Source organism: Allobosea thiooxidans (assembly GCF_900168195.1).
Lineage (GTDB): Bacteria > Pseudomonadota > Alphaproteobacteria > Rhizobiales > Beijerinckiaceae > Allobosea > Allobosea thiooxidans.
Window position 1 is genome coordinate 48,682 of sequence record NZ_FUYX01000014.1, and the last position, 22,015, is coordinate 70,696.

At 66.3% G+C, this 22,015-nt stretch carries 20 protein-coding genes, 1 tRNA gene and 1 riboswitch; of the genes, 12 read left to right on the forward strand and 9 right to left on the reverse strand.

Going from position 1 to position 22,015, the window contains the following annotated elements; genetic code table 11:
* Nucleotides 1-7 precede the first annotated feature (7 nt).
* From B5Y19_RS20990 to B5Y19_RS21000, 3 genes are read right to left on the reverse strand one after another with little or no spacing between them, the layout of a single operon-like run.
* Nucleotides 8-802 (reverse strand): ABC transporter permease, encoded by a 795-nt coding sequence (locus B5Y19_RS20990; protein ID WP_055726203.1) that lies wholly within the window; start codon nt 800-802, stop codon nt 8-10.
* Nucleotides 803-813: 11 nt separating this feature from the next.
* Nucleotides 814-1,668, reverse strand: a complete 855-nt coding sequence (locus B5Y19_RS20995) for an ABC transporter permease (RefSeq protein ID WP_055726202.1) — start codon at nt 1,666-1,668, stop codon at nt 814-816.
* Nucleotides 1,665-2,720 (reverse strand): ABC transporter ATP-binding protein, encoded by a 1,056-nt coding sequence (locus B5Y19_RS21000; RefSeq protein ID WP_055726201.1) that lies wholly within the window; start codon nt 2,718-2,720, stop codon nt 1,665-1,667. The genes B5Y19_RS20995 and B5Y19_RS21000 overlap by 4 nt, the downstream gene beginning before the upstream one ends.
* 172 nt (nt 2,721-2,892) lie before the next feature.
* On the opposite strand from B5Y19_RS21000, the gene B5Y19_RS21005 reads away from it, so the two are divergent.
* Together B5Y19_RS21005 and B5Y19_RS21010 are read left to right on the forward strand one after the other, a co-directional pair.
* A complete protein-coding gene (locus B5Y19_RS21005) occupies nt 2,893-3,711 on the forward strand; it encodes an IclR family transcriptional regulator (protein WP_055726200.1) in 819 nt (272 codons plus the stop codon).
* A 90-nt stretch (nt 3,712-3,801) separates the two neighbouring features.
* Nucleotides 3,802-4,116, forward strand: a complete 315-nt coding sequence (locus B5Y19_RS21010; protein WP_055726199.1) for an Rdx family protein — start codon at nt 3,802-3,804, stop codon at nt 4,114-4,116.
* Nucleotides 4,117-4,342: 226 nt separating this feature from the next.
* On the opposite strand, the gene B5Y19_RS21015 is transcribed toward B5Y19_RS21010, so the two are convergent.
* The 4 genes from B5Y19_RS21015 to thiO are packed head-to-tail and all read right to left on the reverse strand — an operon-like array spanning nt 4,343 to nt 6,917.
* Entirely contained in the window at nt 4,343-4,954 is a 612-nt protein-coding gene (locus B5Y19_RS21015; protein WP_079592036.1) for a thiamine phosphate synthase, read from the reverse strand.
* Nucleotides 4,951-5,739, reverse strand: a complete 789-nt coding sequence (locus B5Y19_RS21020; protein WP_079592037.1) for a thiazole synthase — start codon at nt 5,737-5,739, stop codon at nt 4,951-4,953. The genes B5Y19_RS21015 and B5Y19_RS21020 overlap by 4 nt, the downstream gene beginning before the upstream one ends.
* 1 nt (nt 5,740) lies before the next feature.
* On the reverse strand, nt 5,741-5,938 hold the full coding sequence (thiS, locus tag B5Y19_RS21025) for a sulfur carrier protein ThiS (protein ID WP_055726196.1): 198 nt from the start codon (nt 5,936-5,938) through the stop codon (nt 5,741-5,743).
* Nucleotides 5,922-6,917 (reverse strand): glycine oxidase ThiO, encoded by a 996-nt coding sequence (gene thiO, locus B5Y19_RS21030; RefSeq protein ID WP_079592063.1) that lies wholly within the window; start codon nt 6,915-6,917, stop codon nt 5,922-5,924. The genes thiS and thiO overlap by 17 nt, the downstream gene beginning before the upstream one ends.
* Nucleotides 6,918-6,994: 77 nt before the next feature.
* A riboswitch (TPP riboswitch) is annotated at nt 6,995-7,097 on the reverse strand.
* Nucleotides 7,098-7,294: 197 nt separating this feature from the next.
* Between thiO and B5Y19_RS21035 the strand changes: the two genes are divergently transcribed.
* Nucleotides 7,295-7,385: transfer RNA gene (locus B5Y19_RS21035), tRNA-Ser, on the forward strand.
* Between the two features lie 266 nt (nt 7,386-7,651).
* Here the strand turns inward: B5Y19_RS21035 and asnB are convergent.
* The gene (gene asnB, locus B5Y19_RS21040) at nt 7,652-9,181 is read right to left on the reverse strand and encodes an asparagine synthase (glutamine-hydrolyzing) (RefSeq protein WP_079592038.1); all 1,530 of its coding nucleotides are present in this window, start codon (nt 9,179-9,181) and stop codon (nt 7,652-7,654) included.
* 278 nt (nt 9,182-9,459) lie between these two features.
* Here asnB and B5Y19_RS21045 point away from each other — a divergent pair, with 278 nt between their 5' ends.
* The 8 genes from B5Y19_RS21045 to wrbA all read left to right on the forward strand — a co-directional run bounded on the left by B5Y19_RS21045 (nt 9,460) and on the right by wrbA (nt 19,704).
* A complete protein-coding gene (locus B5Y19_RS21045) occupies nt 9,460-10,113 on the forward strand; it encodes an ABC transporter permease (protein ID WP_055726195.1) in 654 nt (217 codons plus the stop codon).
* Entirely contained in the window at nt 10,110-11,222 is a 1,113-nt protein-coding gene (locus B5Y19_RS21050) for an ABC transporter ATP-binding protein (protein ID WP_055726194.1), read from the forward strand. Before B5Y19_RS21045 ends, B5Y19_RS21050 begins: the two co-directional genes overlap by 4 nt.
* A complete protein-coding gene (locus B5Y19_RS21055; RefSeq protein WP_244555671.1) occupies nt 11,215-11,955 on the forward strand; it encodes an ABC transporter permease in 741 nt (246 codons plus the stop codon). The genes B5Y19_RS21050 and B5Y19_RS21055 overlap by 8 nt, the downstream gene beginning before the upstream one ends.
* Before the next feature lie 41 nt (nt 11,956-11,996).
* Nucleotides 11,997-12,884: a glycine betaine ABC transporter substrate-binding protein gene (locus B5Y19_RS21060; protein ID WP_055726193.1), complete on the forward strand. Its 888-nt coding sequence runs from the start codon at nt 11,997-11,999 to the stop codon at nt 12,882-12,884.
* Nucleotides 12,885-13,156: 272 nt separating this feature from the next.
* Nucleotides 13,157-17,026: a GAF domain-containing protein gene (locus B5Y19_RS21065; protein WP_055726192.1), complete on the forward strand. Its 3,870-nt coding sequence runs from the start codon at nt 13,157-13,159 to the stop codon at nt 17,024-17,026.
* A complete protein-coding gene (locus B5Y19_RS21070) occupies nt 17,023-17,388 on the forward strand; it encodes a response regulator (protein WP_055726191.1) in 366 nt (121 codons plus the stop codon). The genes B5Y19_RS21065 and B5Y19_RS21070 overlap by 4 nt, the downstream gene beginning before the upstream one ends.
* Nucleotides 17,316-18,548 (forward strand): adenylate/guanylate cyclase domain-containing protein, encoded by a 1,233-nt coding sequence (locus tag B5Y19_RS21075; RefSeq protein WP_244555672.1) that lies wholly within the window; start codon nt 17,316-17,318, stop codon nt 18,546-18,548. Before B5Y19_RS21070 ends, B5Y19_RS21075 begins: the two co-directional genes overlap by 73 nt.
* Nucleotides 18,549-19,101: 553 nt before the next feature.
* Nucleotides 19,102-19,704, forward strand: coding sequence for an NAD(P)H:quinone oxidoreductase (wrbA, locus tag B5Y19_RS21080; protein ID WP_055726189.1), 603 nt, complete (start codon nt 19,102-19,104; stop codon nt 19,702-19,704).
* A gap of 76 nt (nt 19,705-19,780) precedes the next feature.
* Here the strand turns inward: wrbA and B5Y19_RS26210 are convergent, their stop codons facing one another.
* Complete coding sequence (locus tag B5Y19_RS26210; protein ID WP_156366980.1) at nt 19,781-19,936, reverse strand: hypothetical protein; 156 nt, start codon at nt 19,934-19,936, stop codon at nt 19,781-19,783.
* A gap of 183 nt (nt 19,937-20,119) precedes the next feature.
* Between B5Y19_RS26210 and nhaA the strand changes: the two genes are divergently transcribed.
* Complete coding sequence (gene nhaA / locus B5Y19_RS21085; protein WP_079592039.1) at nt 20,120-21,958, forward strand: Na+/H+ antiporter NhaA; 1,839 nt, start codon at nt 20,120-20,122, stop codon at nt 21,956-21,958.
* Nucleotides 21,959-22,015: the final 57 nt, after the last annotated feature.

A 22,015-nucleotide genomic window follows, 5' to 3' on the forward strand; every position in this document is an offset into this window, starting at 1 on the left:
GACCCCGTCACTTCTGGCCGACGAGGATCTTGTCGAGCCCGAAGGCCCGGTCGAGGACCAGCATCGCCGCCGCGGTCAGCGCGATCATCAGGGCCGAGACGGCCGCCATCATCGGGTCGATCGACTCGGTGGCGTACATGTACATGCGCACCGGCAGCGTCACCGTCTGGGGCGAGGTGACGAAGATCGACATGGTGAGTTCGTCGAAGCTGTTGATGAAGGCAAGCAGCCAGCCACCGGTGATGCCCGGCAGGATCATCGGCGCGGTGATGCGGCGGAACACCGTCCAGTGCGAGGCGCCGAGCGTCGTCGCCGCCTGCTCGGCGCTGCGGTCCATGCCCGAGAGCGCCGCCATGACGAGGCGCATCACATAGGGCGTCACCACGATGACATGGGTGAAGACCAGCCAGAAGAAGGAGCCGGTCGCACCGATCAGGGCGAAGAGCCGCAGGAAGGCGACGCCCAGCACCAGATGCGGGATGATCAGGGGCGAGAGGAAGAGCCCGTTCAGCGCATCGCGACCCGGGAAATCGTAGCGGTCGATGGCGAGCGCCGCCGGGATGGCGAGCAGGATCGAGATCGTCGCCGCGAGCGTCGCCAGCCACAGGCTGTTGTAGAAGGACTGGACGAAATCGGGATGCTCGAAGATGGCCGCGAACCAGCGCAGCGAGAAGCTGGTCGTGGGGATCGAAAGCGTGTTCTCGGGCGTGAAGGCGACGAGGCAGATCACGACGAGCGGCGCCAGCACGAAGGCGACGACGAGGCCGTGGAAGAAAAGGGCGATGGGGCCGTTGCGATGCATGGCGCGTCCCCTCAGCCCAGAGCCCGGCGGGCGCGCGTCTCGACGAGACGGTTGTAGCCCAGCATGATGATCAGGTTGGCGACGAGGACGATGATCGCGATCGCGGCGCCGAGCGGCCAGTTCAGCTCGGCCATGTACTCGTCATAGACGAGCGTCGCCGCCATCTTGAGGCGCCGGCCGCCGAGCAGGCCGGGAATGGCGAAGGCGCTGGCCGAAAGGCCGAAGACGATCAGGCTTCCCGAGAGCATGCCGAGCGAGACCTGCGGCAGCACGATGCGGCGCAGCGCCGTGAAGTGCGACGCACCGAGACTCCAGGCCGCGGCCTCGACCATCGGGTCGAGCTTCTGCAGGGCCGTCCAGACCGGGATGACCATGAAGGGCAGCATGACGTGGACGAGCGCGATCACGATCGCGGTCTCGGTATAGAGCAGCCGGACCGGGCTCAGACCGAGCGCTTGCAGCGCCTGGTTCAGCAGTCCGGCCGAGCCGAGCAGCATGCTCCAGCCGAAGGCCCGCACCACGACCGAGACGAGCAGCGGGCCGATGATGACGAGCAGGAAGACCGAACGCCATGGATCGCTCATCCGGGACAGCACATAGGCCTCGGGCGCACCCACCACGGCGCAGATCAGCGTGGTCAGCGCGGCAAGCCGCAGCGTGCGCCAGAAGACCGAGAGATAATAGTCGTCGGAGAAGACCGTCAGGTAGTGCTTGAGGGTGAAGCTGTTCTGGATGCCGGAGGTGTGGTCGTAGGCGTGGAAGGACAGGATCACCGTCAGGATGAGCGGCAGGACGACGAGCCCGAGGAAGAGCAGCGCCGCCGGCGAGACGAGCATCCACGGCGTCAGCGCGCGCCGCCCGCTCATGCCGCGGCTCCCTGAGCCGGCGCCGTGACAGTGGCGCTATCGGGCGGCCAGTCGAGGGCGACGCTCTCGCCTTCGCCAGCCGGCTCGCCACCCTGGTTCGGCGCCGAGACCAGGATCGTCCCGATCGGCGTCTCGACATTGAAGAGCCAGTAGCTGCCGAGGAAGAAGCGGCTCGCGACCCGCCCATCCAGCAAACCCTGGCCGGCCGGCTTCAGCAGGATCTTCTCGGGCCGCAGCGTCAGGATCGCCGGCGCCCCCTCGGGCAGGCTCTCCGCGATGCCCGGCAGGGCGACGGCGCCGGCCTCGGCCCGGCCGCCGCGCCAGACCGCCTCGATGCGGTTCATCTTGCCGACGAAAGAGGAGATGAAGGCCGTCGCCGGCCGCTCGTAGAGCCGATACGGCGCATCGATCTGGGTCATGCGCCCCTGCTCCATCACGACCACGCGGTCGCTGATGGAGAGCGCCTCGGCCTGGTCATGCGTGACCATGATCGTGGTGGTGCCGACGCTGCGCTGGATGCGGCGCAGCTCGAACTGCATCTCCTCGCGCAGCTTGGCATCGAGGTTCGACAGCGGCTCGTCGAGCAGGAGCACCGGCGGTTCGATGACGAGGGCGCGGGCGATGGCGACGCGCTGGCGCTGCCCGCCGGAGAGCTGGCGCGGATAGCGCTCGGCAAAAGGCGCGAGATGGACGAGGCCGAGGATCTCCTTCACGCGCCGGTCGCGCTCGGCCTTGGCGACCTTGCGCATCTCGAGACCGAAGGCGACGTTCTGCGCCACCGTCATATGCGGAAAGAGCGCATAGCTCTGGAAGACGATGCCGAGGCCGCGGCGGCTCGGCTTCTCGCGGGTGATGTCGCGGCCGTCGAGGGTGATCGTGCCCTTGGTCGGCTCGACCAGGCCCGCGATCATCTGCAGCGTCGTGGTCTTGCCGCAGCCGGAAGGACCGAGCAGCGAGACGAACTCGCCCTTGGCGACGCTGAGATCGACATCCCTGACGGCGGTGAAGTCGCCGAAGACCTTGCTCAGCGATTGCAGCGTCAGGAAGCCCATGAACACCTCGATCGAAGGGCCTTCCGGGTGCCGGAATGCCGGACTGCGATGCCGGGAGCAAAGGGGAGACGGCACAAATTCGTCAATCTTCAATTCCGCATTAGAGAATTTTTGTTGACATAATTTCTCTATGTAGAATTTTGATCGCGTATCACTGACTCTGTTTCTTGGTATGCAAGCTTCTCCCGAACCGCTCTCCTCGCTCCGCCGCGCCCTCGGGCTGCTGCGCATCCTCTCGGAGGGCGATGGCGGCGGCATGCGGCTGAAGGACATCGCCGAGGCCGCCGGCTGCGGCCAGCCGACGGCGCATCGCGCGCTGCGCGACCTGATGATGGAGGGGTTCGTCGAACAGGCGGCCGGCGGCAAGCGCTACCGGCTGGCGCTCGACTTCTTCGTGATCGCCGCCCGCGCCGGGCAATCGGGCGGCCTGCGCGAGCATGCCCGGCCGGCGCTGCTGCGCCTTTCCGCGACGCTGAGCGACACGATCTTCCTGCTGGTCCGCAACGGCTACGATGCCGTCTGCCTCGACCGGATCGAGGGCCCCTTCCCGATCCGCTCCTTCACCGGCGACATCGGCGGCAAGGTGCCGCTCGGCATCGGCCAGGGCAGCCTCGCCATGCTGGCGCATCTGCCGGAGCCCGAGCGCGAGGCGGTGATCCGCTTCAACATGCCCCGCCTGCTCGACCGCGGCTTCTTCGACGAAGCGGCGCTGCGCAACGCCATCGCGACCGCCCGCACGCAGGGCTGGGTCAACCTCAATACCGGCCTCATCCCTGGCATGGCCGGCGTCGCCGTGCCGGTCTTCGACGCGCAGGGACGGGTCGTCGCGGCGCTCAGCGTCGGCACGCTGGCCGAGCGGCTGCGCGAGGACCGGCTGCCGAATGTCGTCGCCATGCTGCGCGGCGAAGCGGAAGCCCTCGGGGCGAAGCTCAACCCCTTCGACGTCGCCCTGCGCTATCCCTCCCGCAGCCTGAGCACCATGGCGGGCTGAGAAAGCGCGGCTCTCATGCCGCTTTCACGCTTGCATCGCGGCGGCGGAAGCGGGATGTCGGGGCGCCCTTCTTTGTCACGGTGGCCCGTCATGACCGAAACCAAGCCCGCTCCCCGCATCGCCATCACCTATTGCTCGATGTGCAACTGGATGCTGCGCTCGGCCTGGCTCGGACAGGAACTGCTCTCGACCTTCGGGCAGGATCTCGGCGAGGTCGCGCTGATCCCCCGCACCGGCGGCATCTTCCAGATCCACTATGACGGCGAGCTGATCTGGGACCGCAAGACCGATGGCGGCTTCCCGGATTCCAAGGTGCTGAAGCAGCGCGTGCGCGACCGGCTCGACCCCGAGCGCAGCCTCGGCCATGTCGACGGGCACACGATGCCGGCGGAAGCCGAGAGCTGAGACACCGGAACAGCGCGTCATTCCGCGACATCGCATAGCGATGGCCCGGAACCCTGACCACGTCCCTTCCGTCATGGTCGGGCTTGTCCCGACCACCCACGTCTTCACGAGGCGAAGGCGGTGTTCAAGACGTGGATGCTCGCCACAGGGGCGAGCATGACGAACTGGAACAGCCTCGTGTTCATGGGTTCCGGGCTCAGGCCTGTGGCCTGCCCCGGAATGACGTTCAGGCTGTGGCCTGCTTCCGCGTCGCCGCGACCCAGACCTTCAGCCTGCCCTCGGGATCGGCATTCAGCGTGATATCCGTCACCGCCGCGACGATGTCGGCGCCGGCCTCGAAGACGCCCGGCGCCCGCTCCAGCGAGATGCCGCCGATGCCGACCAGCGGCAGATCGCCGATGCGCCGCTTCCATTCGCCGAGCCGCTCCAGCCCCTGCGGGCCGAAGCGCATCTGCTTCAGGATCGTCGGGTAGACCGGGCCGAGCGCGACGTATTCCGGCTTCGCCGCCAGCGCGCGCTCCAGCTCGGCCTCGTCATGGCTGCTGATGCCGAGCTTCAGCCCCGCCTTGCGGATCGCGCCGAGATCGGCGTCGTCGAGATCCTCCTGGCCGAGATGGATGAAGTCGCAGCCCTCGGCGATGGCAAGCTTCCAGTAGTCGTTGACGACAAGCACGCAGCTGGCCGCAGCGCAGAGCGCCTTCGCCCGGGCGATCTCACGCGCAACCTCCGTCTCGGGGCGGTCCTTGACGCGCAGCTGCACCAGCTTGACGCCGAGCGGCAGCATTCGCTCCAGCCAGTCGGCGCTGTCGAAGATGGGGTAGAACGGATCGAGCTTCATGCGGGAGCGGTCTTTCGGGCCAGGAAGGCTTTGCCCATGACGGGCGTGGAGGGAGCGGCCATGTCGCGCGCCTCGATCGGCTGTGCGGCGAAAGCCTGGCGGCCGGCGCGGATGGCGAGCGCGAAGGCCTCCGCCATCGCGGCGGGGTCGCCGGCCTTGGCGACGGCCGTGTTGAGCAGGATGCCGTCATAGCCCATCTCCATCGCCTGCGCGGCATGGGAGGGCAGGCCGATGCCGGCATCGACGACGAGCGGAGTGTCCGGGAAATGCTGGCGCATGCTGCGCAGGCCGTAGGGGTTGTTGAGCCCCCTGCCCGACCCGATCGGCGCGCCCCAGGGCATCAGCACCTCGCAGCCGGCATCGAGCAGGCGGCCGCCGACGACAAGGTCCTCGGTCGTGTAAGGAAAGACCTTGAAGCCGTCATCCGCGAGGATGCGCGCGGCCTCGACCAGCGCGATCACGTCCGGCTGGAGCGTGTCGTCCTCGCCGATGACCTCGAGCTTGATCCAGTCGGTGCCGAAGACCTCGCGCGCCATCTGCGCCGTCGTCACCGCCTCCTTGATCGTGTGGCAGCCGGCCGTGTTCGGCAACACCTTGACGCCGAGCTCGCGGATCAGAGCCCAGAAGGCCTGGCCGGCGCCGCCCGCCGATTCCCGGCGCAACGAGACGGTGACGACCTCTGCGCCCGAACGCTTCACCGCCTCCGCCAGGATGGCGGGCGACGGGTATTGCGCCGTGCCGAGGAAGAGTGGGTTCTGCGGTTCGAAGCCATAGAAGGATGCCATCTCAGCCTCCCTGCATCGGCGCAACGACCTCGATGCGATCGCCCTCGCTCAGATGCGTCTCGGCGCGCTTGCGGGCCGGCACGAAATCGCCGTTCACCGCCGTCGCGACGATCCGGCCGCCAAAGCCCAACTCTGCCAGTGCCTCGGCCAGCGTCTTCGCCGCAACCGTCTGCGGCGCGCCGTTAAGCAGCAAGGTCATGCAGCATCTCCGGTGTTGCTTGCGGGTTCAGCGCGGTCTCCGCCGCCATCTGCGCCATGGCGGGGCTGAGCAGGAAACCGTGGCGATAGAGCCCGTTGACATGGATCACCCGGCCGCGACGCGTCAGCCGCGGCAGGTTGTCGGGAAAAGCCGGGCGGGCATCGGTGCCGATCTCGACCACCTCCGCCTCGGCGAAGGCGGGATGCAGCGCATAGGCCGCTCCGAGCAGCTCCAGCATGGCGCGGGCAGAGATGCGGCTGCGCTCGCCGCTCTCGATCATGGTCGCGCCGACCATGAACAGCCCGTCCGCCCGCGGCACGATATAGAGCGGGATGCGCGGATGCAGCAGCCGCACCGGCCGCGACAGGCGGATTTCGTGGCTCCGCAGCAGCAGCATCTCGCCCTTGACGCCGCGCAGATCGGGCAGGACCTCGCGCGCCGCCAGTCCCCGGCAGTCGAGGATGATGTCGGCCTCGAGATCGACAAGCTCGACGGCGCTGTCGAAATGGATGACAGCACCGTTCGAGACCAACCGCTCGGCCAAAGCGGTGATCGCCTTGCGCGGATTGAGATGACCTTCGCCCGCGAAGAACAGTCCTCGCGAGAAACGCCCCGCGAGATCGGGCTCCAGGCCAGCAATAGCCTCGCCATCGATCTCCTCGAAATGGCTGGTGCGCTGGCCAAAACGGCGCAGTTCCGAACGATCCCGGCTCGGCGCGACGACGAGCGTACCGTTGCGGTCGACACCGCCGGCATGATGCTCCCACCAATCGGCCGCCCGCTGTCCGAGCCGGATCACCGGCTCCTCGGCGCTCTCACCCTCGCACCAGGGCGCGAGCATGCCCCCGGCATACCAGGAGCAGGCTTCGGCGCCGACCCGCGGGCCGCGCTCATGGACGGTGACCTCGGCGCCGCACGCCAGCAGTTCAGTGGCGCAGGCGAGCCCTACGACGCCGGCGCCGACCACCGTGACTTTCAGACCTGGACGAGGGCGTGCTGCCGTCATGCTTTCCCTGTTCCCGGGAAGGCAACGGCCAGTGGCACGAGCAAGATATCTGCGAGCCGAGGACCGTTCCCTTCGCCGGCATTACCCGGATCAGGTGCGATGGGTTGACGCGACCCCGCGCCTCTCAGCCTTCCGGCACCCCAACGGACGCCATCAATCTAATGACCGGGCCGGCCGGGGGCAAGGCGAGACCGCGCAAGGCTCCGTTGCAGTGGTCTCCCGTCCGTTCGCCCACTCCCTTACCAAGGGAGCGCTCTATGACCTCGCCCTCCGCATGCACAGGCGGCGCGAAGGAAGTTGTCGGCAAGGCTTGTCAAAGGGCGGCGCAATCGGGCATAGAGCCTCTCGCCGGAGACGTGGCCGAGAGGCTGAAGGCACTCGTTTGCTAAATGAGCATACCCCACAAGGGTATCGAGGGTTCGAATCCCTCCGTCTCCGCCACCTCATCCGCTCCAAGCAGATGATTTAATAGAGAAATCGAGAGACACGCCTCTCCACAGCCCCCAACTACACTCCAACAGCTGCTCGCGCTCGCAGGCGCTTTGGATCGCTGTGGCGGACATTGTTCGTCGAGCAAATGCGATTTCGATTCGCGCCGGCTCCCGACATTGGCTGGACGTCTGAAGACAAACCTCACAGCATTCTCGGCCGAGGACCGGTGGCGGCCTGCGCCAGCACGAACCCTCGCCCGAAAGTGATTGCTGGCTTCAGGCCGCCACGCGGTTCGCGTTCCACTGCCCGGCCTGGCTCAGGATCATCTCCGGGTCCTCGAACCGCTCTCGAAGAATCTCGCGATACAACGCCTCTTCGCGCAGGCGCGTGATCTTCCCCTCGCCTCCGATGATGAGCCGCAGCGCCTGCTGCAGGGCATCGACCGTCCCCGACCCCTCATCGAACTGCGCCTTCTTGCGCCAGACGAGATCCGCGGGCAGCAGATCGGCGCAGGCTTTGCGCAGCAGCCATTTCTCGGTGGTGGGCCCGGTCGATTCCAGCGCGTTCGGATCGGTACAGCGCAGCTTCAGCGCCGCCGGTATGGACTGTGCGAATGCGATGAGCTCCTGGTCGAGGAAGGGGGTGCGCGCTTCCAGCGACTCCGCCATGGTCATCCGGTCGACGCGCTGGAGGTTGATGTTGTGCATCGCCCCCAGGCTGCGCGTCAGTTCGTCCGCAAGGGCGCGCGGGTCCTCGGCATAGGCATGGTGATAGGCATAGCCCGCGAAGAGTTCGTCCGCGCCCTCGCCGGTCAGGACCGCCTTGACATGGCCGCGTGCCAGCCGGGCCGCGAAGAGCGTGGGGACGGCGCTGCGCACGAGGTCCGCATCTGCGCTTTCGAGGTGATAGATGACGTGCGACAGGTTTTCGGCGATGTCCCGGGCCGAGAAGCTGTATTCGTGATGATCGGAGCCGATATGGTCGGCGACGCGCCTGGCGGCCTGCAGGTCGGATGAGCCGGCGGTCCCCACGGCAAAGGTCTTCAATGGCGTCTGTCCGGCCGCGAGCCTGACCTTCTGCGCGATCGCGGCGATGACCGAACTGTCGAGCCCGCCGGACAGGAAGGAGCCGACCTCGACATCGGCGACCATCCACTTCGCGACCGCCTCCTCCAACGTGAGGCGCAATTCGCCGGCAACGGCCTCGATGTCCAGTCCGGGCTCGGCCGCGGCCGCTCCGGACGGCACGCGGTACCACTGCCTCGAGCCATTGGAACTGTCGAACAGCCCGCCGGGCGGAAGCGCGGTGATGTCATCGAAGCCGAGCCCGTCGAACGCCTTCAGCTCCGAAGCAAAGGCCAGCCCCTCGCCGCGCCGCGCCATGTAGAGTGGCTTGATGCCCAGCGGGTCCCGCGCGGCGACGATCCGATCCGGCGTCGCGAGCACGAAGGCGAACATGCCGTCGAGGCGATTGATCCAGCGCTGCGCCCCGCTGCGGAAGAGGTGAAGAATAGTCTCGCTATCACTCGTCGTCTGAAAGATATCAGGATCCAAGATCGCCCTGAGATCGCCGTGATTATAGATCTCCCCATTCGCGACAAGTATCTCTGAATCAACGGCAATGGGTTGAATGCCGTCCTCGGCGCCGATGATCGCCAGCCGGCAGTGCCCCATCGCCAGAGGCACACCTGCAGGCCGGGCGACCTGCGTCGCATCCGGACCACGATGGCCGAGGCGCGAGAGCATCGTCTCGATCAGGCTCCCGCCCGCATCCTCGACCTTCCAAAGACACACAAAACCACACATGGACCGTCTCGTTCTTCTCTCACTGTTTGGCGGATCGCGCTGGGCAGGGAGCAGAGTCGAAAGAGACGCTCCCAGGCATTTATAGAATAAATATGCCTTTTGACTTCTGATTTTCCCAATAAATCCTGATCGAATTTTCGCTAACGCCTGATCAAAGTCATGAACACTTGAGTTCAAGTAATAGGATTTCGTCAAAGTAGACTACATATTTTCCTCGTTTTTTCGCGGAAAGGGGTTGTCATGAGGCGTTATCCTGCTCTAGGAATCGCCGCGAAGCAATGGACATTCTAAATTACATTATTGACAACTGGGGGCTGATAGCCACCCGGACAGGCGAGCATGTCGCCATTGTCGGCGTTGCGGTCGCTCTGGCGATCGCCACCGGCGTGCCGATCGGCGTGGCGATCACCCAGAACCGCCGCCTCGCCGACGCCGTGCTCTATGTCGCATCGATCATGATCACCATCCCCTCGATCGCGCTGTTCGGGATGATGATTCCGGTGCTCTCGCTGATCGGCCACGGCATCGGATACCTGCCGGCGGTGATCGCCGTATTGCTCTATTCTCAGCTGCCGATCATCCGGAATACCTATGCATCAATCAGCAATATTGATCCGGCGCTGCGTGAAGCTGCGCGAGGCATGGGGCTGACCCGCGGGCAGCGGCTGCGCGAGGTCGAGCTGCCGATCGCCCTGCCCGTGATCATGGCCGGCGTGCGCGTCGCGGTGGTGATGAATATCGGGGTGACGGCAATCGCGACCTATATCGGCGCCGGCGGCCTCGGCGCCTTCATCGCACGCGGCATCAGCCAGACCGATCCGCGCCAACTCGTCACCGGCGCTCTCGCGGTCAGCATTCTTGCCGTCGTCGCCGATCTCGGCCTGCTCGGGCTGCAGAAGCGACTGACCTCCCCGGGATTAAGGAAGCAATGATCCGACTGGACCAAGTCAGCAAGACCTTCGCCGGCACCACCACGCCGGCCGTCGACCGCGTCTCGCTCGAGGTGGCGGAAGGCGAGATCTGCGTGCTGCTCGGCCCTTCCGGCTGCGGCAAGACCACGACGATGAAGATGGTCAATCGCCTCATCCAGCCGAGCTCGGGCGACATCTTCATCGATGGCCGCAACACCTCGGACTACGACGTGACACAGCTGCGGCGCAGCATCGGCTACGTCATCCAGCAGATCGGCCTGTTTCCGAACAAGACGATCGAGGACAATATCTGCATCGTCCCCGACATCCTCGGCTGGGACCGGCGCAAATCGCGCCAGCGGGCGGCCGAACTGCTCGACATGGTCGCGCTCGATCCCGGCGTGTTCCTCAAGCGCTACCCGAAGGAGCTGTCCGGCGGCCAGCAGCAGCGCATCGGCGTGCTGCGCGCCATCGCGGCGGATCCGCCCGTCCTGCTGATGGACGAGCCCTTCGGCGCGATCGATCCGATCAACCGCGTCATCATCCAGGACGAGTTCCTGAAGATGCAGGCGCAGATCCGCAAGACGATCCTCTTCGTCAGCCACGACATCGACGAGGCGGTGAAGATGGCCGACAGGATCGCCATCTTCCGCAATGGCAGGCTCGTCCAGTACGACACGCCGGACAACATCCTCGCCCATCCGGCGAGTGATTTCGTCTCCGATTTCGTCGGCGGCGACCGCACGCTCAAGCGCCTGCAGTTGCTCACCGTGAGCGATGCGATGATTGCCGACCCGCCGAGGGTCCGGGCGGCGGACAGCCTCCAGCAGGCGGCTGCCGCGATGGAAGCCCATGGTCATCAGTCGATCGTTCTCGTCGGCCCGCGCGGCAGGGCACGAGGCTATGTCAACCTGCAGACGGCGCGCAGCGGCAACGGAACGGTCGGCGAGAACTACGAGGCGCTGCCCACGACGATCCGCCCGCATGAGGATTTGCGCACCGCGGTCTCGACCATGTTCCGGCACGACACGCTATGGCTGGCCTGCGTCGACGACGATGGCATGTTCGTCGGCTATGTGACGCTGCGCGGCATCACGCATCTGCTCTCCGAGACCTATCGGGATGGCTGACGCCGTGATGCCCGGCATGGTTGCGCAGATGCGCCGGAACGCAGCCTATCTCTGCATTTTCCTGCTCGGAGCCTGGGCCTGGGGCAGCGGGCTCCTGCCCGGCCTGCTGGAGCGATGGGACGACATCGCCTATCTCGGCCAGCAGCATGTGGAGCTGGTCGCCCTCTCGGGCGGCGCGGCGATCCTGTTCGGCGTGCCGCTCGGCATCATGCTGACGAGGCCGCGCTTCCACCGGATCGGCGATGCTGCGGTGCAGATCCTCAACATCGGCGCCACCATCCCGACGCTGGCGGTGCTGGCCCTGGCGATGAGCCTGCTCGGCCTCGGCAACACGCCTGCCGTCTTCGCGCTGTTCATCGCCTCGCTCCTGCCGATCGTCAGCAACACGATGGCTGGCTTGCGCGACGTGCCGCCCGCACTGCTCGAAGCCGCGCGCGGCATGGGCCTGTCGCCGCGCCACACGCTGCTGCAGGTCGAGCTGCCGAACAGCATGTTCGTCATCTACACCGGCATCCGCACGGCCCTCGCGATCAATGTCGGCACCGTCCCTCTGGCCTTTCTGATCGGCGGCGGCGGCCTCGGCGAGCTGATCTTCACCGGCATCGCCCTGAACGAATTCGGAACGATGCTCGCCGGCGCCATTCCGACCGCCCTCCTCGCGGTCCTGATCGATTTCATCGTGGCCCAGCTCCAGTTCTGGACCATTCCCCGCGGCGTCAATCCGTTGCGTTGACCGCCACCGGGCTTTTCAGCAACGAGTGCAAGGAGATTGCCATGAAGCTTCCAGCGCGGATTCTCGCCGTGGCCGCGATCGCGGCCGCCTGGGCGGTGCCGGTGCAGGCCAAGCCGATCGTCGTCGGAGGCAAGAACTTCACCGAGCAGCTTCTGCTCACCGAGATCACGGCGCAGCTTCTCGCCAAGAAGGGCTTCGAGATCGAGAAGCGCGACGGGCTCGGCTCGCAGGTCCTGCGCGACGCGCAGGTGAACGGCCAGGTCGATGTGTACTGGGAGTACACCGGCACCTCGCTCGTGACCTACAACAAGGTCAATGAGCGACTGGACGCCAAGGACACCTATGAGCGCGTCAAGGCGCTCGACGCCAAGCTCGGCCTCACCTGGCTCAAGCCCTCGGCTGCGAACAACACCTATGCGCTCGCCGTCCGCCAGGAGAACCCGAAGACGGACGCGATCAAGACGCTCTCGGATCTCGCCGGCGTCTTCAACGCGGGCAAGGACAAGCCGGTGATCGCGGTCAATGCCGAATTCCCGGGCCGCCCCGATGGTCTGCCGGGCCTGCAGTCGACCTACGGCTTCAAGACGAGCCGCGCCAATCTGAGGTCGATGGATTCCGGGCTGACCTATCAGGCCCTCAAGGATGGGCAGGTCGACGTCGCACTGGTCTTCGCGACCGACGGGCGGATCCAGGGCTTCAAGTTTCGCGTCCTGACCGACGACAAGGGCTTCTTCCCCAATTATGCCGCCGTTCCGGTGGTGCGGACCGAAGTGCTGAAGGCCAATCCGAAGCTTGAAGAAGCGCTCGAAGCCCTCTCGGCCAAGCTCGACGACGAGGTTCTGCAAGGGCTCAACGCCAAGGTCGATGTCGAAAAAGCCTCGATCCCGGACGTCGCGAAGGAGTTTCTGGCGACCGCCGGCCTGGTCTGAAGAAGGCAGGAGCGCTTCGCGGCATCCGTATCGGTGTCCGTGAGGCGCTTCCGCCGGCCCCGCGGCCTAGGCGTTGCCCCAACGGAACCCTGATTGGCAGGTTTGCGATTTTGACACAGAATGCCCTGGCAGGGAGGGGCTGCCATGGCACCGTCCACCCAGCGGCATCGTCGCATTCCGCGTCGACACAATTTGCGCCTGTCACGGACCGATGTTCGGCGCGCCCGAACCGGCCCCGCCATCGAGCTTCGTCTCTGCGGCGGAGGCATGGCATGAGCGCGTCTCGCCCCCCTGGCGCTCAAGCCGACGAGCCGGAAGCCGCCGCCGCGCAGCTCCATGCCAGCCTGCGCAAGCACTATGTCGTCATGCTTGTCGCCGTCGCCGGGGCCGGGCTTCTCATCGGGGGCGCCTCGGAGATCTGGTTCGCTCATCAGGAGCGGCTGGGAATCGCCACTCTGACGACCGACGCAGTCGATGCAGCGCTCTATCGTTCGATACAGCGCTGGGGGCTGCTGACACTGGCGGTGCTCGTTCTCGCCGCTTTCGCGGGCGAGCGCCTGGCCCGCAAGGTGAGCGTGCCGCTGCAGGCCCTGCGGACGGGCTTTGCGCGCATCGGCACCGGCGACCTCGAACAGCGCATCGACAGCCGGGCGGGTGGCGAGCTCGACGCGTTGGTCAACGCATTCAACGGAATGGCCGGAGGCCTGCGCGAGATACATTCCGATCTCCGTCGGGAAATCGGGGAGCGGACGCATGACCTGACGGAATCGCTGGAGCAGCAAAGCGTGACGGCCGACGTGCTGAAGGCGATCAGCCGGTCCGCTTTCGATCTCCAGGCCGTTCTCGACACGCTGGCAGAGTCAGCCGCCCGCCTGTGCGCGGCCGACCAGGCGGTGCTGACGCGGCTGCGCGACGGCAGGCATCACATGGATGCGACCTTCGGCATGAACGACGCATTTCGTGCGTATCTGGGGCAGAATCCCTACGCGGAAGGCCGCGGCACGGTGACGGGCCGGGCGATCGCCGAAGGCCGCCCGGTGCAGATCCTCGATGTGCTCGCCGATCCCGAATACACGATGCTCGCAGGCCAAAAGCTCGGGGGCTGGCGCTCTGCGCTTGGCGTTCCGCTGCTCCGGGACGGCAAACCGATCGGCGCCCTGGCGCTGTTGCGCCGCGATGTTCGGTTCTACACCGAGAAGCAGATCGCTTTGGTCGAGACATTCGCCGCTCAGGCCGTCATCGCCATCGAGAATGTCCGCCTCTTCGACGAAACTCAGGCGCGGGCCAAGGAGCTGACGGAAGCCTTGCAGCAGCAGGTCGCCACCAGCGAGATCCTGCGGACCATCGCCTCCTCGCCCACGGACATCGTTCCGGTCCTGAAGGCGGTCGCGCAGAGCGCCTGCCAGCTCTGCGAAGCCTATGACGCCATCGTTCTCCTGCGCGACGGCAGCGACCTCGTCTTCGAGGCCCATCACGGGCCGATCCCCACCAATCTGGATCGATGGCCCGTGAATCGGCACTGGACGGCAGGACGGGCAGTCCTCGATCGCATGCCGGTGCATGTGGACGATCTCACCCAGGAAGCGGACGCGTTCCCGGATGGCTACGAGATGGCTCACCGGATGGGGCACCGGACGATACTCTCGGTTCCGCTGCTGCGCGAGGGCGAAGGCATCGGGGCGTTGGTGGTGCGCCGCACCGAGGTCCTGCCGTTCACGCCGAAGCAGATCGCCCTGCTGCAGACCTTCGCCGACCAGGCTGTCATCGCCATCGAAAACGTCCGGCTGTTCGACCAGCTCCAGGCCCGCACCCAGGCTCTGGCCAACGCCCTCGACCGGCAGACAGCGACGGCAGACGTTCTCAAGGTGATCAGCAGATCGCCCAATGATCTTCAGCCAATCTTCGACAGCATCGCTCGCACGGCCAGGCGGCTGTGCATGGCCGACAACGCCTCCATCATCGCTCGGAATGATGGCGAATATCGCTTCGTCGCGACTGACGGCGTCGAGAACGAACAGATCCAGCAGTTGCTGTCCGAGGGGCCCATTCCTCTCGACCATGGATCGATCACCGGCCGCGTGGTTCTCGAGCGCAGAACCATCCAGGTCGAAGACGTCCAGGCGGATGCGGAGTTCAGGCTCTTCATCGGCGTCGAGAACGACCATCGGCGGTCCATGCTCGGCGTGCCGCTCGTGCTGGACGATGCGGTGGTCGGGGTCATCGTGGTCAGCCGGAACGTCGTCCAGCGCTTCTCCGAAAAGCAGATCGAGCTGATCGAGACCTTTGCCGACCAGGCTGTGATCGCCATCCAGAACGTCCGGCTGTTCGACCAGGTCCAGGCCCGCACGCGCCAGCTCACCGAAGCGCTGAAGTACCAGACCGCGACCTCCGACGTCCTCCAGGTCATCAGCCGCTCGGCCTTCGACCTCCAGTCGGTATTCGACGTGTTGATCGAGTCGGCCTGCCGGCTCTGCGAAGCGGAGCATGCCTTCCTCTTCCAGCGCAGCGGCGACGTCTACCGGATCGCCGCCAATCACGGCTTCGCCGAGGAGTTCGTCGCGTGGATGAAAAAGCAGGAAATTTCCCCCGGTCGCGGAACGCTCGTCGGACGCGTCGCGCTCGAAGGGAAGATCATCCACATCCCGGATGCGATGATCGACCCGGACTATACCTGGCACGAAGCGCTCGCGATCGGAAAAATGCGCACCATGCTCGGCGTGCCCCTGCTCAGGGACGGCAAGCCCATAGGCTCTCTGTCGCTGGTCCGGCTTGCGGTGCAGCCTTTCACCGAGCGGCAGATCGAGTTGGTCAAGACCTTTGCCGATCAAGCGGTCATCGCGATGGAGAATGCACGGCTCTTTGACGAAGTGCAGACACGCACCCGCGAACTGGCGCGCTCGGTGGAGGAACTGCAGGCCCTGAGCGATGTCGGTCGCGCCGTCGCCTCGACCCTGGACGTCCAGAAGGTACTGGCGACGATCGTGGCCCATGCGGTCGATCTCTCCGGCGCCGACGCCGGAGCGATCTATAAGTACCGGAAGTCGAGCCGAACCTTCCGCCTCGCCGAAGCCTGCAACATGGATGAAGAGCTGGTGAGCGCGCTCCGCTCCATTCGTATCGACGAAGACGGAACCGCAATGGGCGAAGCAACGCAGTCGATGCAGCCGGTCACGGTTGCCGATCTGGCGCTCCGCAAGAGCTATCCGGTGCGGGACATCTCGCTGGCAGCAGGCTTCCGCGCGGCTCTGATCGTGCCCCTGGCCGCGCCCGAGCGGAAACTCGGCACCCTGGTCCTGCAACGGCGCGAAACAGGAGAGTTCCCGGCCTCGGTCGTCAGGTTGACGCAGGCTTTCGCCAACCAATCGGTGTTGGCGCTCCAGAATGCGCAGCTCTTCCAGGAACTCGCCGAAAAGAGCGAGCAGCTCGAACTCGCAAGCCAGCACAAATCGCAGTTCCTTGCCAATATGAGCCACGAACTGAGGACGCCGCTGAACGCAATCCTCGGCTATGCCGAGCTTTTGACGGACGGCATCTATGGAGACCTGGCCGAGAAGCCGCGTTCAGTGCTGGAACGTGTGCAGCACAACGGGCAGCATCTCCTCAGCCTGATCAACGATGTTCTCGACCTGTCGAAGATCGAGGCCGGCGAGTTGAAGCTGACGATCGACGACTACACGCTGCCATCATTGGTTCAGTCCGTGCTGGCTGCGACGGATTCGCTCGCCAGAACCAAGGGTCTGGCACTGAGCGCCAGCATTCCGGACGATCTGCCGGCTGGCCGCGGCGATGCCCGGCGCCTGTCGCAGGTCCTGCTCAATCTCGTCGGCAACGCGATCAAGTTCACCGATGCCGGCGAGGTCGCGATCGGCGCCTCTGCCCCGGACGGGCGTTTCCAGGTCACCATCCGCGACACCGGGCCGGGCATCAGCCCGGCAGATCAGGAGAAGATATTCGGGGAATTCCAGCAGCTTGACAGTTCAAGCACGCGCGAGAAGGGCGGCAGCGGCCTCGGTCTCGCCATTGCCCAGCGTATCGTGGAGATGCATGGCGGCCGGATTTCGGTCTCCTCGACTCCCGGCCTGGGTTCGACCTTCAGCATCGACATTCCGGTGAGCGCGGTTGCGCAGGAGAACGCGCCATGAGCAGGCGGATCATGATCGTCGAGGACACCGCCGACAATCGGCAGATCATGCGCGATCTCCTTTCGACCGCCGGCTACGATCTCGTGGAGGCCATCGACGGGGAAGCCGGCGTACGGCTGGCCGCGACGGAGCGCCCCGACCTTATCCTGATGGACATCCAGCTGCCCGTGATAGACGGCTACGAGGCAACCAGGCGCATCAAAGCCGACGCCACGCTCGCCCATATCCCGATCATCGCGGTGACCTCCTATGCGCTGAGCGGAGACGAGGCGAAAGCCCGGGCCGCGGGTTGCGACGGCTACGTTGCCAAGCCGTTCAGCCCCCGACAGCTGCTAGCCAAAGTGCGCGAGTTTCTTCCCTAGTTCCAAATACGGGAACCAAAGTGCATCGACCGGCGAAAATCCTCGTCGCTGACGACATGGCGGACAATGTCGACATCGTCCGGGCACGCCTCGAACGGCTCGGCTACGACGTCATCGTCGCCGGCAATGGTGAAGATGCGCTCGAAAGGGCCCGCACCGATCTGCCCGACCTCGTGCTGCTCGACGTGATGATGCCGAAGCTCGATGGCATAGAGGTCGTGAAACGGCTCAAGGCGGATGCGACGCTGCCCTTCATTCCCGTCCTGCTGCTGACGGCAAAGAGCGACCCGAAGGACATCGTTGCCGGGCTGGACAGCGGCGCCGACGACTACCTGACCAAGCCCATCGACAACGCGGCGCTCGCAGCGCGCGTGCGGGCCATGCTGAGGATCAAGGAGCTCCACCATCAGATCCGGGACCAGGCCGATCGATTGGCGCAGCAGGCCTCCGAACTGGCAGCCTGGGCCGGGAGGCTGGAGGAACGCGTCGCCGCACAGCTCGCCGAACTGGAGCGTGTCGGCCGGCTCAAGCGGTTCCTGGCGCCGCAGATCGCCGAGATCGTCCTGTCGGACGGCGCCGACAGTCTGCTTCAGAGCCACCGGCGCGAGGTGGTTGTGCTGTTCTGCGACCTGCGCGGGTTCACCGCCTTCGCGGAGACGGCAGAGCCGGAAGAAGTCATGGCCGTGCTCCGCGAATATCACGGCGTGCTCGGGCCGCTGGTGCGCCTGCACGAAGGAACGCTCGACCACTTTGCCGGGGACGGCATCATGGTGTTCTTCAACGACCCGGTCCCGTCTCCCGACGCTCCCGCGCAGGCGGCCCGCTTGGCCGACGCGATCCGCGTCGAGATCGGAGCGCTGGCGGAGATCTGGCACGAGCGTGGCTATACGCTCGGTGTCGGGATCGGCATATCCCAGGGCTTCGCGACACTGGGACAGATCGGCTTCGAGGGGCGCACCGACTACACGGCGATCGGAACCGTGGCCAACGTCGCGGCCCGCCTGTGCGCCGATGCGAAGAGCGGCGAGATCCTCATCACGAGAAAGCTGGCAACGGCCGTTTCCGAGATTGCCGAGGCCCGCTCCATCGGCTCTGTGGAGATGAAGGGGCTGGCGCGCCCGATCGAGGTTTACCGATTGGGCGCGGTCAGGAGGAGTTAGTTCCGCGGTCATTTTCCGAGCCATCGACAAGGCGACAGCCGAGCTTTTCGCACGCCACCAGCCGACAACGCGCCATCGCCAGGAACAAGCCCGTCGGGCCGTTCGCTCGAGTTCGCGAGCCCTCTCGAACCATGTCGTGTGCCCTCTCCCGAAGGCCTGATCTCGGCCAGCGCGCAGGCGCAGTCAATTCGCTGGCCTGCCGAATTGGCCAAGCTCCGGCAGCCCCGTCATTGTCTCATTTTCAGGACAGTCTGTAGCAAGCCGGGCGGCTATCGCCCTCCCCGTCCCGATCATAATCTCTGTGGCCATACGACGTCACCGCGGCGTTCACGAGGAAACAATCCCATGAGAACGCCAGGCGGCATCTTGCGCGGATCCCCCTGCCCTCCGCGCCCCTGATCGACAGCGGCATGAAAGCCAGCAGTCCCGGAAGGACCTGGAACAGCTGGTCTCCATGCGCGGTTGACGCAGGATTCCGAGCCACCGCACCGTCGGGACCGAGGCCCCGGCGGATCACTCCCAGCGCAAAGGCGCATTCCGAAAGGACAGCGACATGACGAAGGTTCTCGTCCTCTACTACTCGAGCTACGGCCACATCGAAACGATGGCGCAGGCCGTCGCCGAAGGAGTCCGCGAGGCCGGCGCCGAAGCGGTCATCAAGCGCGTTCCCGAACTCGTGCCGGAGGAAGTCGCCCGTAAATCCGGCTTCAAGCTCCAGCAGGCCGCCCCCATCGCGACCGTCGACGAACTGCCCAGCTACGACGCGATCATCATCGGCGCGCCGACACGCTTCGGCAACATGCCGGCCCAGATGAAGAACTTTCTCGACCAGACCGGCGGCCTCTGGTTCCAGGGCAAGCTCGTCGGCAAGGTCGGCAGCGTCTTCACCTCCAGCAATACCCAGCATGGCGGCCAGGAAAGCACGATCCTCTCGACGCAGATCGTCCTGCTGCACCAGGGCATGGTCATCGTCGGGCTGCCCTATGCCTTCCAGGGCCAGATGATGATGACCGAGATCACCGGCGGCTCGCCCTATGGCGCCAGCACCATCGCGGGCGCCGACGGCTCGCGCCAACCCTCCGAGAACGAGCTTGCGGGCGCCCGCTACCAGGGCCGGCATGTCGCCGGGATCGCGGGCAAGCTCGCCGCCTCGTAACATGCGTGGGGGCGGGCTCATGAGACCGCCCCTTCCTTCCGGCTTGGCAGCGAAGGTTCCCGGTCCGTCCCGCGCCTCAACGTGACGCCACCGGGACCCGGGGCGCCTTCGCCTGCCACTGGCCGGCGGCGCCGGCCTCACGCCCGACGGCAAACAAGCGGCGCATGTAGTCGCGGTCGAATTCGGAGTTCGGCTTCTCCTCGAAGCCCGCGGGGATCGCGGTGAAGCGCACGGTCCCATGGGCAGCACGGAGCGCCCCTTCCCCGGAGGCGGCCCGCGGCAGACCGGGGCATGCCCCGTCCAACCCGCTGCTGACGTCCGGCCCCGGCTACGGCTACGATGAGCGGGACCACCTGCCCGGAAAGCCGACGCGGACACCCGCCCGGCATCCGCCGAGAGGAAGAGGGACCCGAGGATGTCGCAGGCCGCGATTGCAAACCGCCTCGACCGCTCGGTCGACGATGCGGTCGATCATGTTCTCGGCCCCGGCCGCGCGCAGATCACGCTCGTCGAATATGGCAGCTATGCCTGCCCCTATTGCCGCGCCGCCAACGAGCGCATCGCCGAGGTCCGCGACCGGCTCGGCGAGCGCCTGCGCTACGTCTTCCGCCATCGCCCCCTGACCGGCAGCGACCTCGCGCTGCGCGCCGCAGCCCTCGTCGAGCGCGCGCAGACCGCCGAGCAATTCTGGGACGCGCACGTCAAGCTGATGACCCGCTCGCAGGTCCTGACCGAGGAGGACCTCGCGGCGGTCGCCCGCGATCTCGGCCTCGTGGACCTGGATCCCGATCGCGATGCGACCGAAGCAGAACGGGCCGCCGCGCGCGTGGAAGCCGACATCGTCAGCTCCCACGCCAGCGGCGTGCGCTTCACGCCGACCTTCTTCATCAACGAGCGCCGCTATGACGGCGCATGGGACGAGAGTTCCTTCCTCGATGCGATGCTGGGAACACTCGGCCATCGCGTCCGTGCCGCCGCACTCGACTTCGCGAGCTGGGGCCCCTCGGCCGGCATCCTGCTCCTGCTCGCGACGATCCTCGCCATCGCGCTCACGAACTCGCCACTGGGGCCGGCTTTCGAGGCCTTCTGGCATCGCGAGGCGGCGTTGTCCTCCGGCGACGCCCGCTTCGGCATGTCGATCCAGCATTGGGTGAATGACGGCCTGCTCACGGTCTTCTTTCTGGTCGTCGGGCTGGAGATCAAGCGCGAATTCACCGTCGGCCACCTGGCCGGCCGGCGTTCGGCCGCGCTGCCGATCGCCGGCGCGATCGGCGGCATGGTCGTGCCCGCCGCGCTGTACGTCCTCGTCCTGCCGAGCGGGCCCTGGTCGCATGGCTGGGGCGTGCCGATGGCGACCGACACCGCCTTCGCCATCGCGATCATCGTCATGATGGGGGCGCGGGTGCCGATCGAGCTGCGCATCTTCCTGACGGCTGCCGCAATCGTCGACGATATCGGGGCGATCGTCGTGGTCGCGCTGTTCTATTCAGGCAAGCTTCAGCTCGGCTACCTGATCGCCGCGCTGATCCTGACCGGCGGACTTGCGGCCCTCAACCGCGCCCATGTCTATCGCGTGGCGCCCTACGCCCTGGTCGGCATCGCGCTCTGGGCCTGCATCTATGCCGGGGGGCTGCATGCGACGCTGGCCGGCGTCCTGCTGGCGCTGTTTATCCCGACGCGTCCGCCGGCCGATCTCGCCGCGCTCACCGCCCAGGCCAACTCGATCATGCTGGCGGAGGCGGCCCATGGCGGCGAGGTGCTGCGGCACGGCCCTTCGACCCCGGCGCTGCGCGCACTCGACGCGATCCATGACCGTCTGGAATCCCCGGCAGACCGCCTGCTGCGCCATGCCGGCGCCCGGTCGAGCTATCTGGTGCTGCCTCTTTTCGCTCTGGCCAATGCCGGCGTCGTCGTCGCGCCGGACGTCCTCGCCGGGCGCGGCACGCTGCTTCTCGCGATCATGGCGGGACTCGTGCTCGGCAAGCCGCTGGGGATGCTGGGCGCCACGGCGCTGGCCGTCCGCATCGGCGTCGCGGTGAAGCCGGCGGAGTATTCCTGGCTGCAGCTCGCCGGAGCGAGCACGCTTGCCGGCATCGGCTTCACCATGTCGCTCTTCATCGCCGGCCAGGCCTTCGCCGATCCGGGGGATTTCGCCGCGGCCAAGATCGCCGTCTTCGCCGCCTCGATCATCGCGGCGATAGCCGGTTCCGCACTGCTCTGGATGGCTCCAGGCCCCCGGAGCCGGCCGGACTAGCGATCTGCAGCGCGGGGGCTGGTCCCCGGTCGGCGAGATCGCGCCTGGCCGATGCAC

What these genes read in the sequence shown, in the direction of transcription:
- B5Y19_RS20990 (WP_055726203.1), bottom strand. Translation starts at nt 802, where the DNA reads ATGCATCGCAACGGCCCCATCGCCCTTTTCTTCCACGGCCTCGTCGTC.
- B5Y19_RS20995 (WP_055726202.1), bottom strand. Translation starts at nt 1,668, where the DNA reads ATGAGCGGGCGGCGCGCGCTGACGCCGTGGATGCTCGTCTCGCCGGCG.
- B5Y19_RS21000 (WP_055726201.1), bottom strand. Translation starts at nt 2,720, where the DNA reads ATGGGCTTCCTGACGCTGCAATCGCTGAGCAAGGTCTTCGGCGACTTC.
- B5Y19_RS21005 (WP_055726200.1), top strand. Translation starts at nt 2,893, where the DNA reads ATGCAAGCTTCTCCCGAACCGCTCTCCTCGCTCCGCCGCGCCCTCGGG.
- B5Y19_RS21010 (WP_055726199.1), top strand. Translation starts at nt 3,802, where the DNA reads ATGACCGAAACCAAGCCCGCTCCCCGCATCGCCATCACCTATTGCTCG.
- B5Y19_RS21015 (WP_079592036.1), bottom strand. Translation starts at nt 4,954, where the DNA reads ATGAAGCTCGATCCGTTCTACCCCATCTTCGACAGCGCCGACTGGCTG.
- B5Y19_RS21020 (WP_079592037.1), bottom strand. Translation starts at nt 5,739, where the DNA reads ATGGCATCCTTCTATGGCTTCGAACCGCAGAACCCACTCTTCCTCGGC.
- thiS (WP_055726196.1), bottom strand. Translation starts at nt 5,938, where the DNA reads ATGACCTTGCTGCTTAACGGCGCGCCGCAGACGGTTGCGGCGAAGACG.
- asnB (WP_079592038.1), bottom strand. Translation starts at nt 9,181, where the DNA reads ATGTGTGGTTTTGTGTGTCTTTGGAAGGTCGAGGATGCGGGCGGGAGC.
- B5Y19_RS21045 (WP_055726195.1), top strand. Translation starts at nt 9,460, where the DNA reads ATGGACATTCTAAATTACATTATTGACAACTGGGGGCTGATAGCCACC.
- B5Y19_RS21050 (WP_055726194.1), top strand. Translation starts at nt 10,110, where the DNA reads ATGATCCGACTGGACCAAGTCAGCAAGACCTTCGCCGGCACCACCACG.
- B5Y19_RS21055 (WP_244555671.1), top strand. Translation starts at nt 11,215, where the DNA reads ATGGCTGACGCCGTGATGCCCGGCATGGTTGCGCAGATGCGCCGGAAC.
- B5Y19_RS21060 (WP_055726193.1), top strand. Translation starts at nt 11,997, where the DNA reads ATGAAGCTTCCAGCGCGGATTCTCGCCGTGGCCGCGATCGCGGCCGCC.
- B5Y19_RS21065 (WP_055726192.1), top strand. Translation starts at nt 13,157, where the DNA reads ATGAGCGCGTCTCGCCCCCCTGGCGCTCAAGCCGACGAGCCGGAAGCC.
- B5Y19_RS21070 (WP_055726191.1), top strand. Translation starts at nt 17,023, where the DNA reads ATGAGCAGGCGGATCATGATCGTCGAGGACACCGCCGACAATCGGCAG.
- wrbA (WP_055726189.1), top strand. Translation starts at nt 19,102, where the DNA reads ATGACGAAGGTTCTCGTCCTCTACTACTCGAGCTACGGCCACATCGAA.
- nhaA (WP_079592039.1), top strand. Translation starts at nt 20,120, where the DNA reads ATGTCGCAGGCCGCGATTGCAAACCGCCTCGACCGCTCGGTCGACGAT.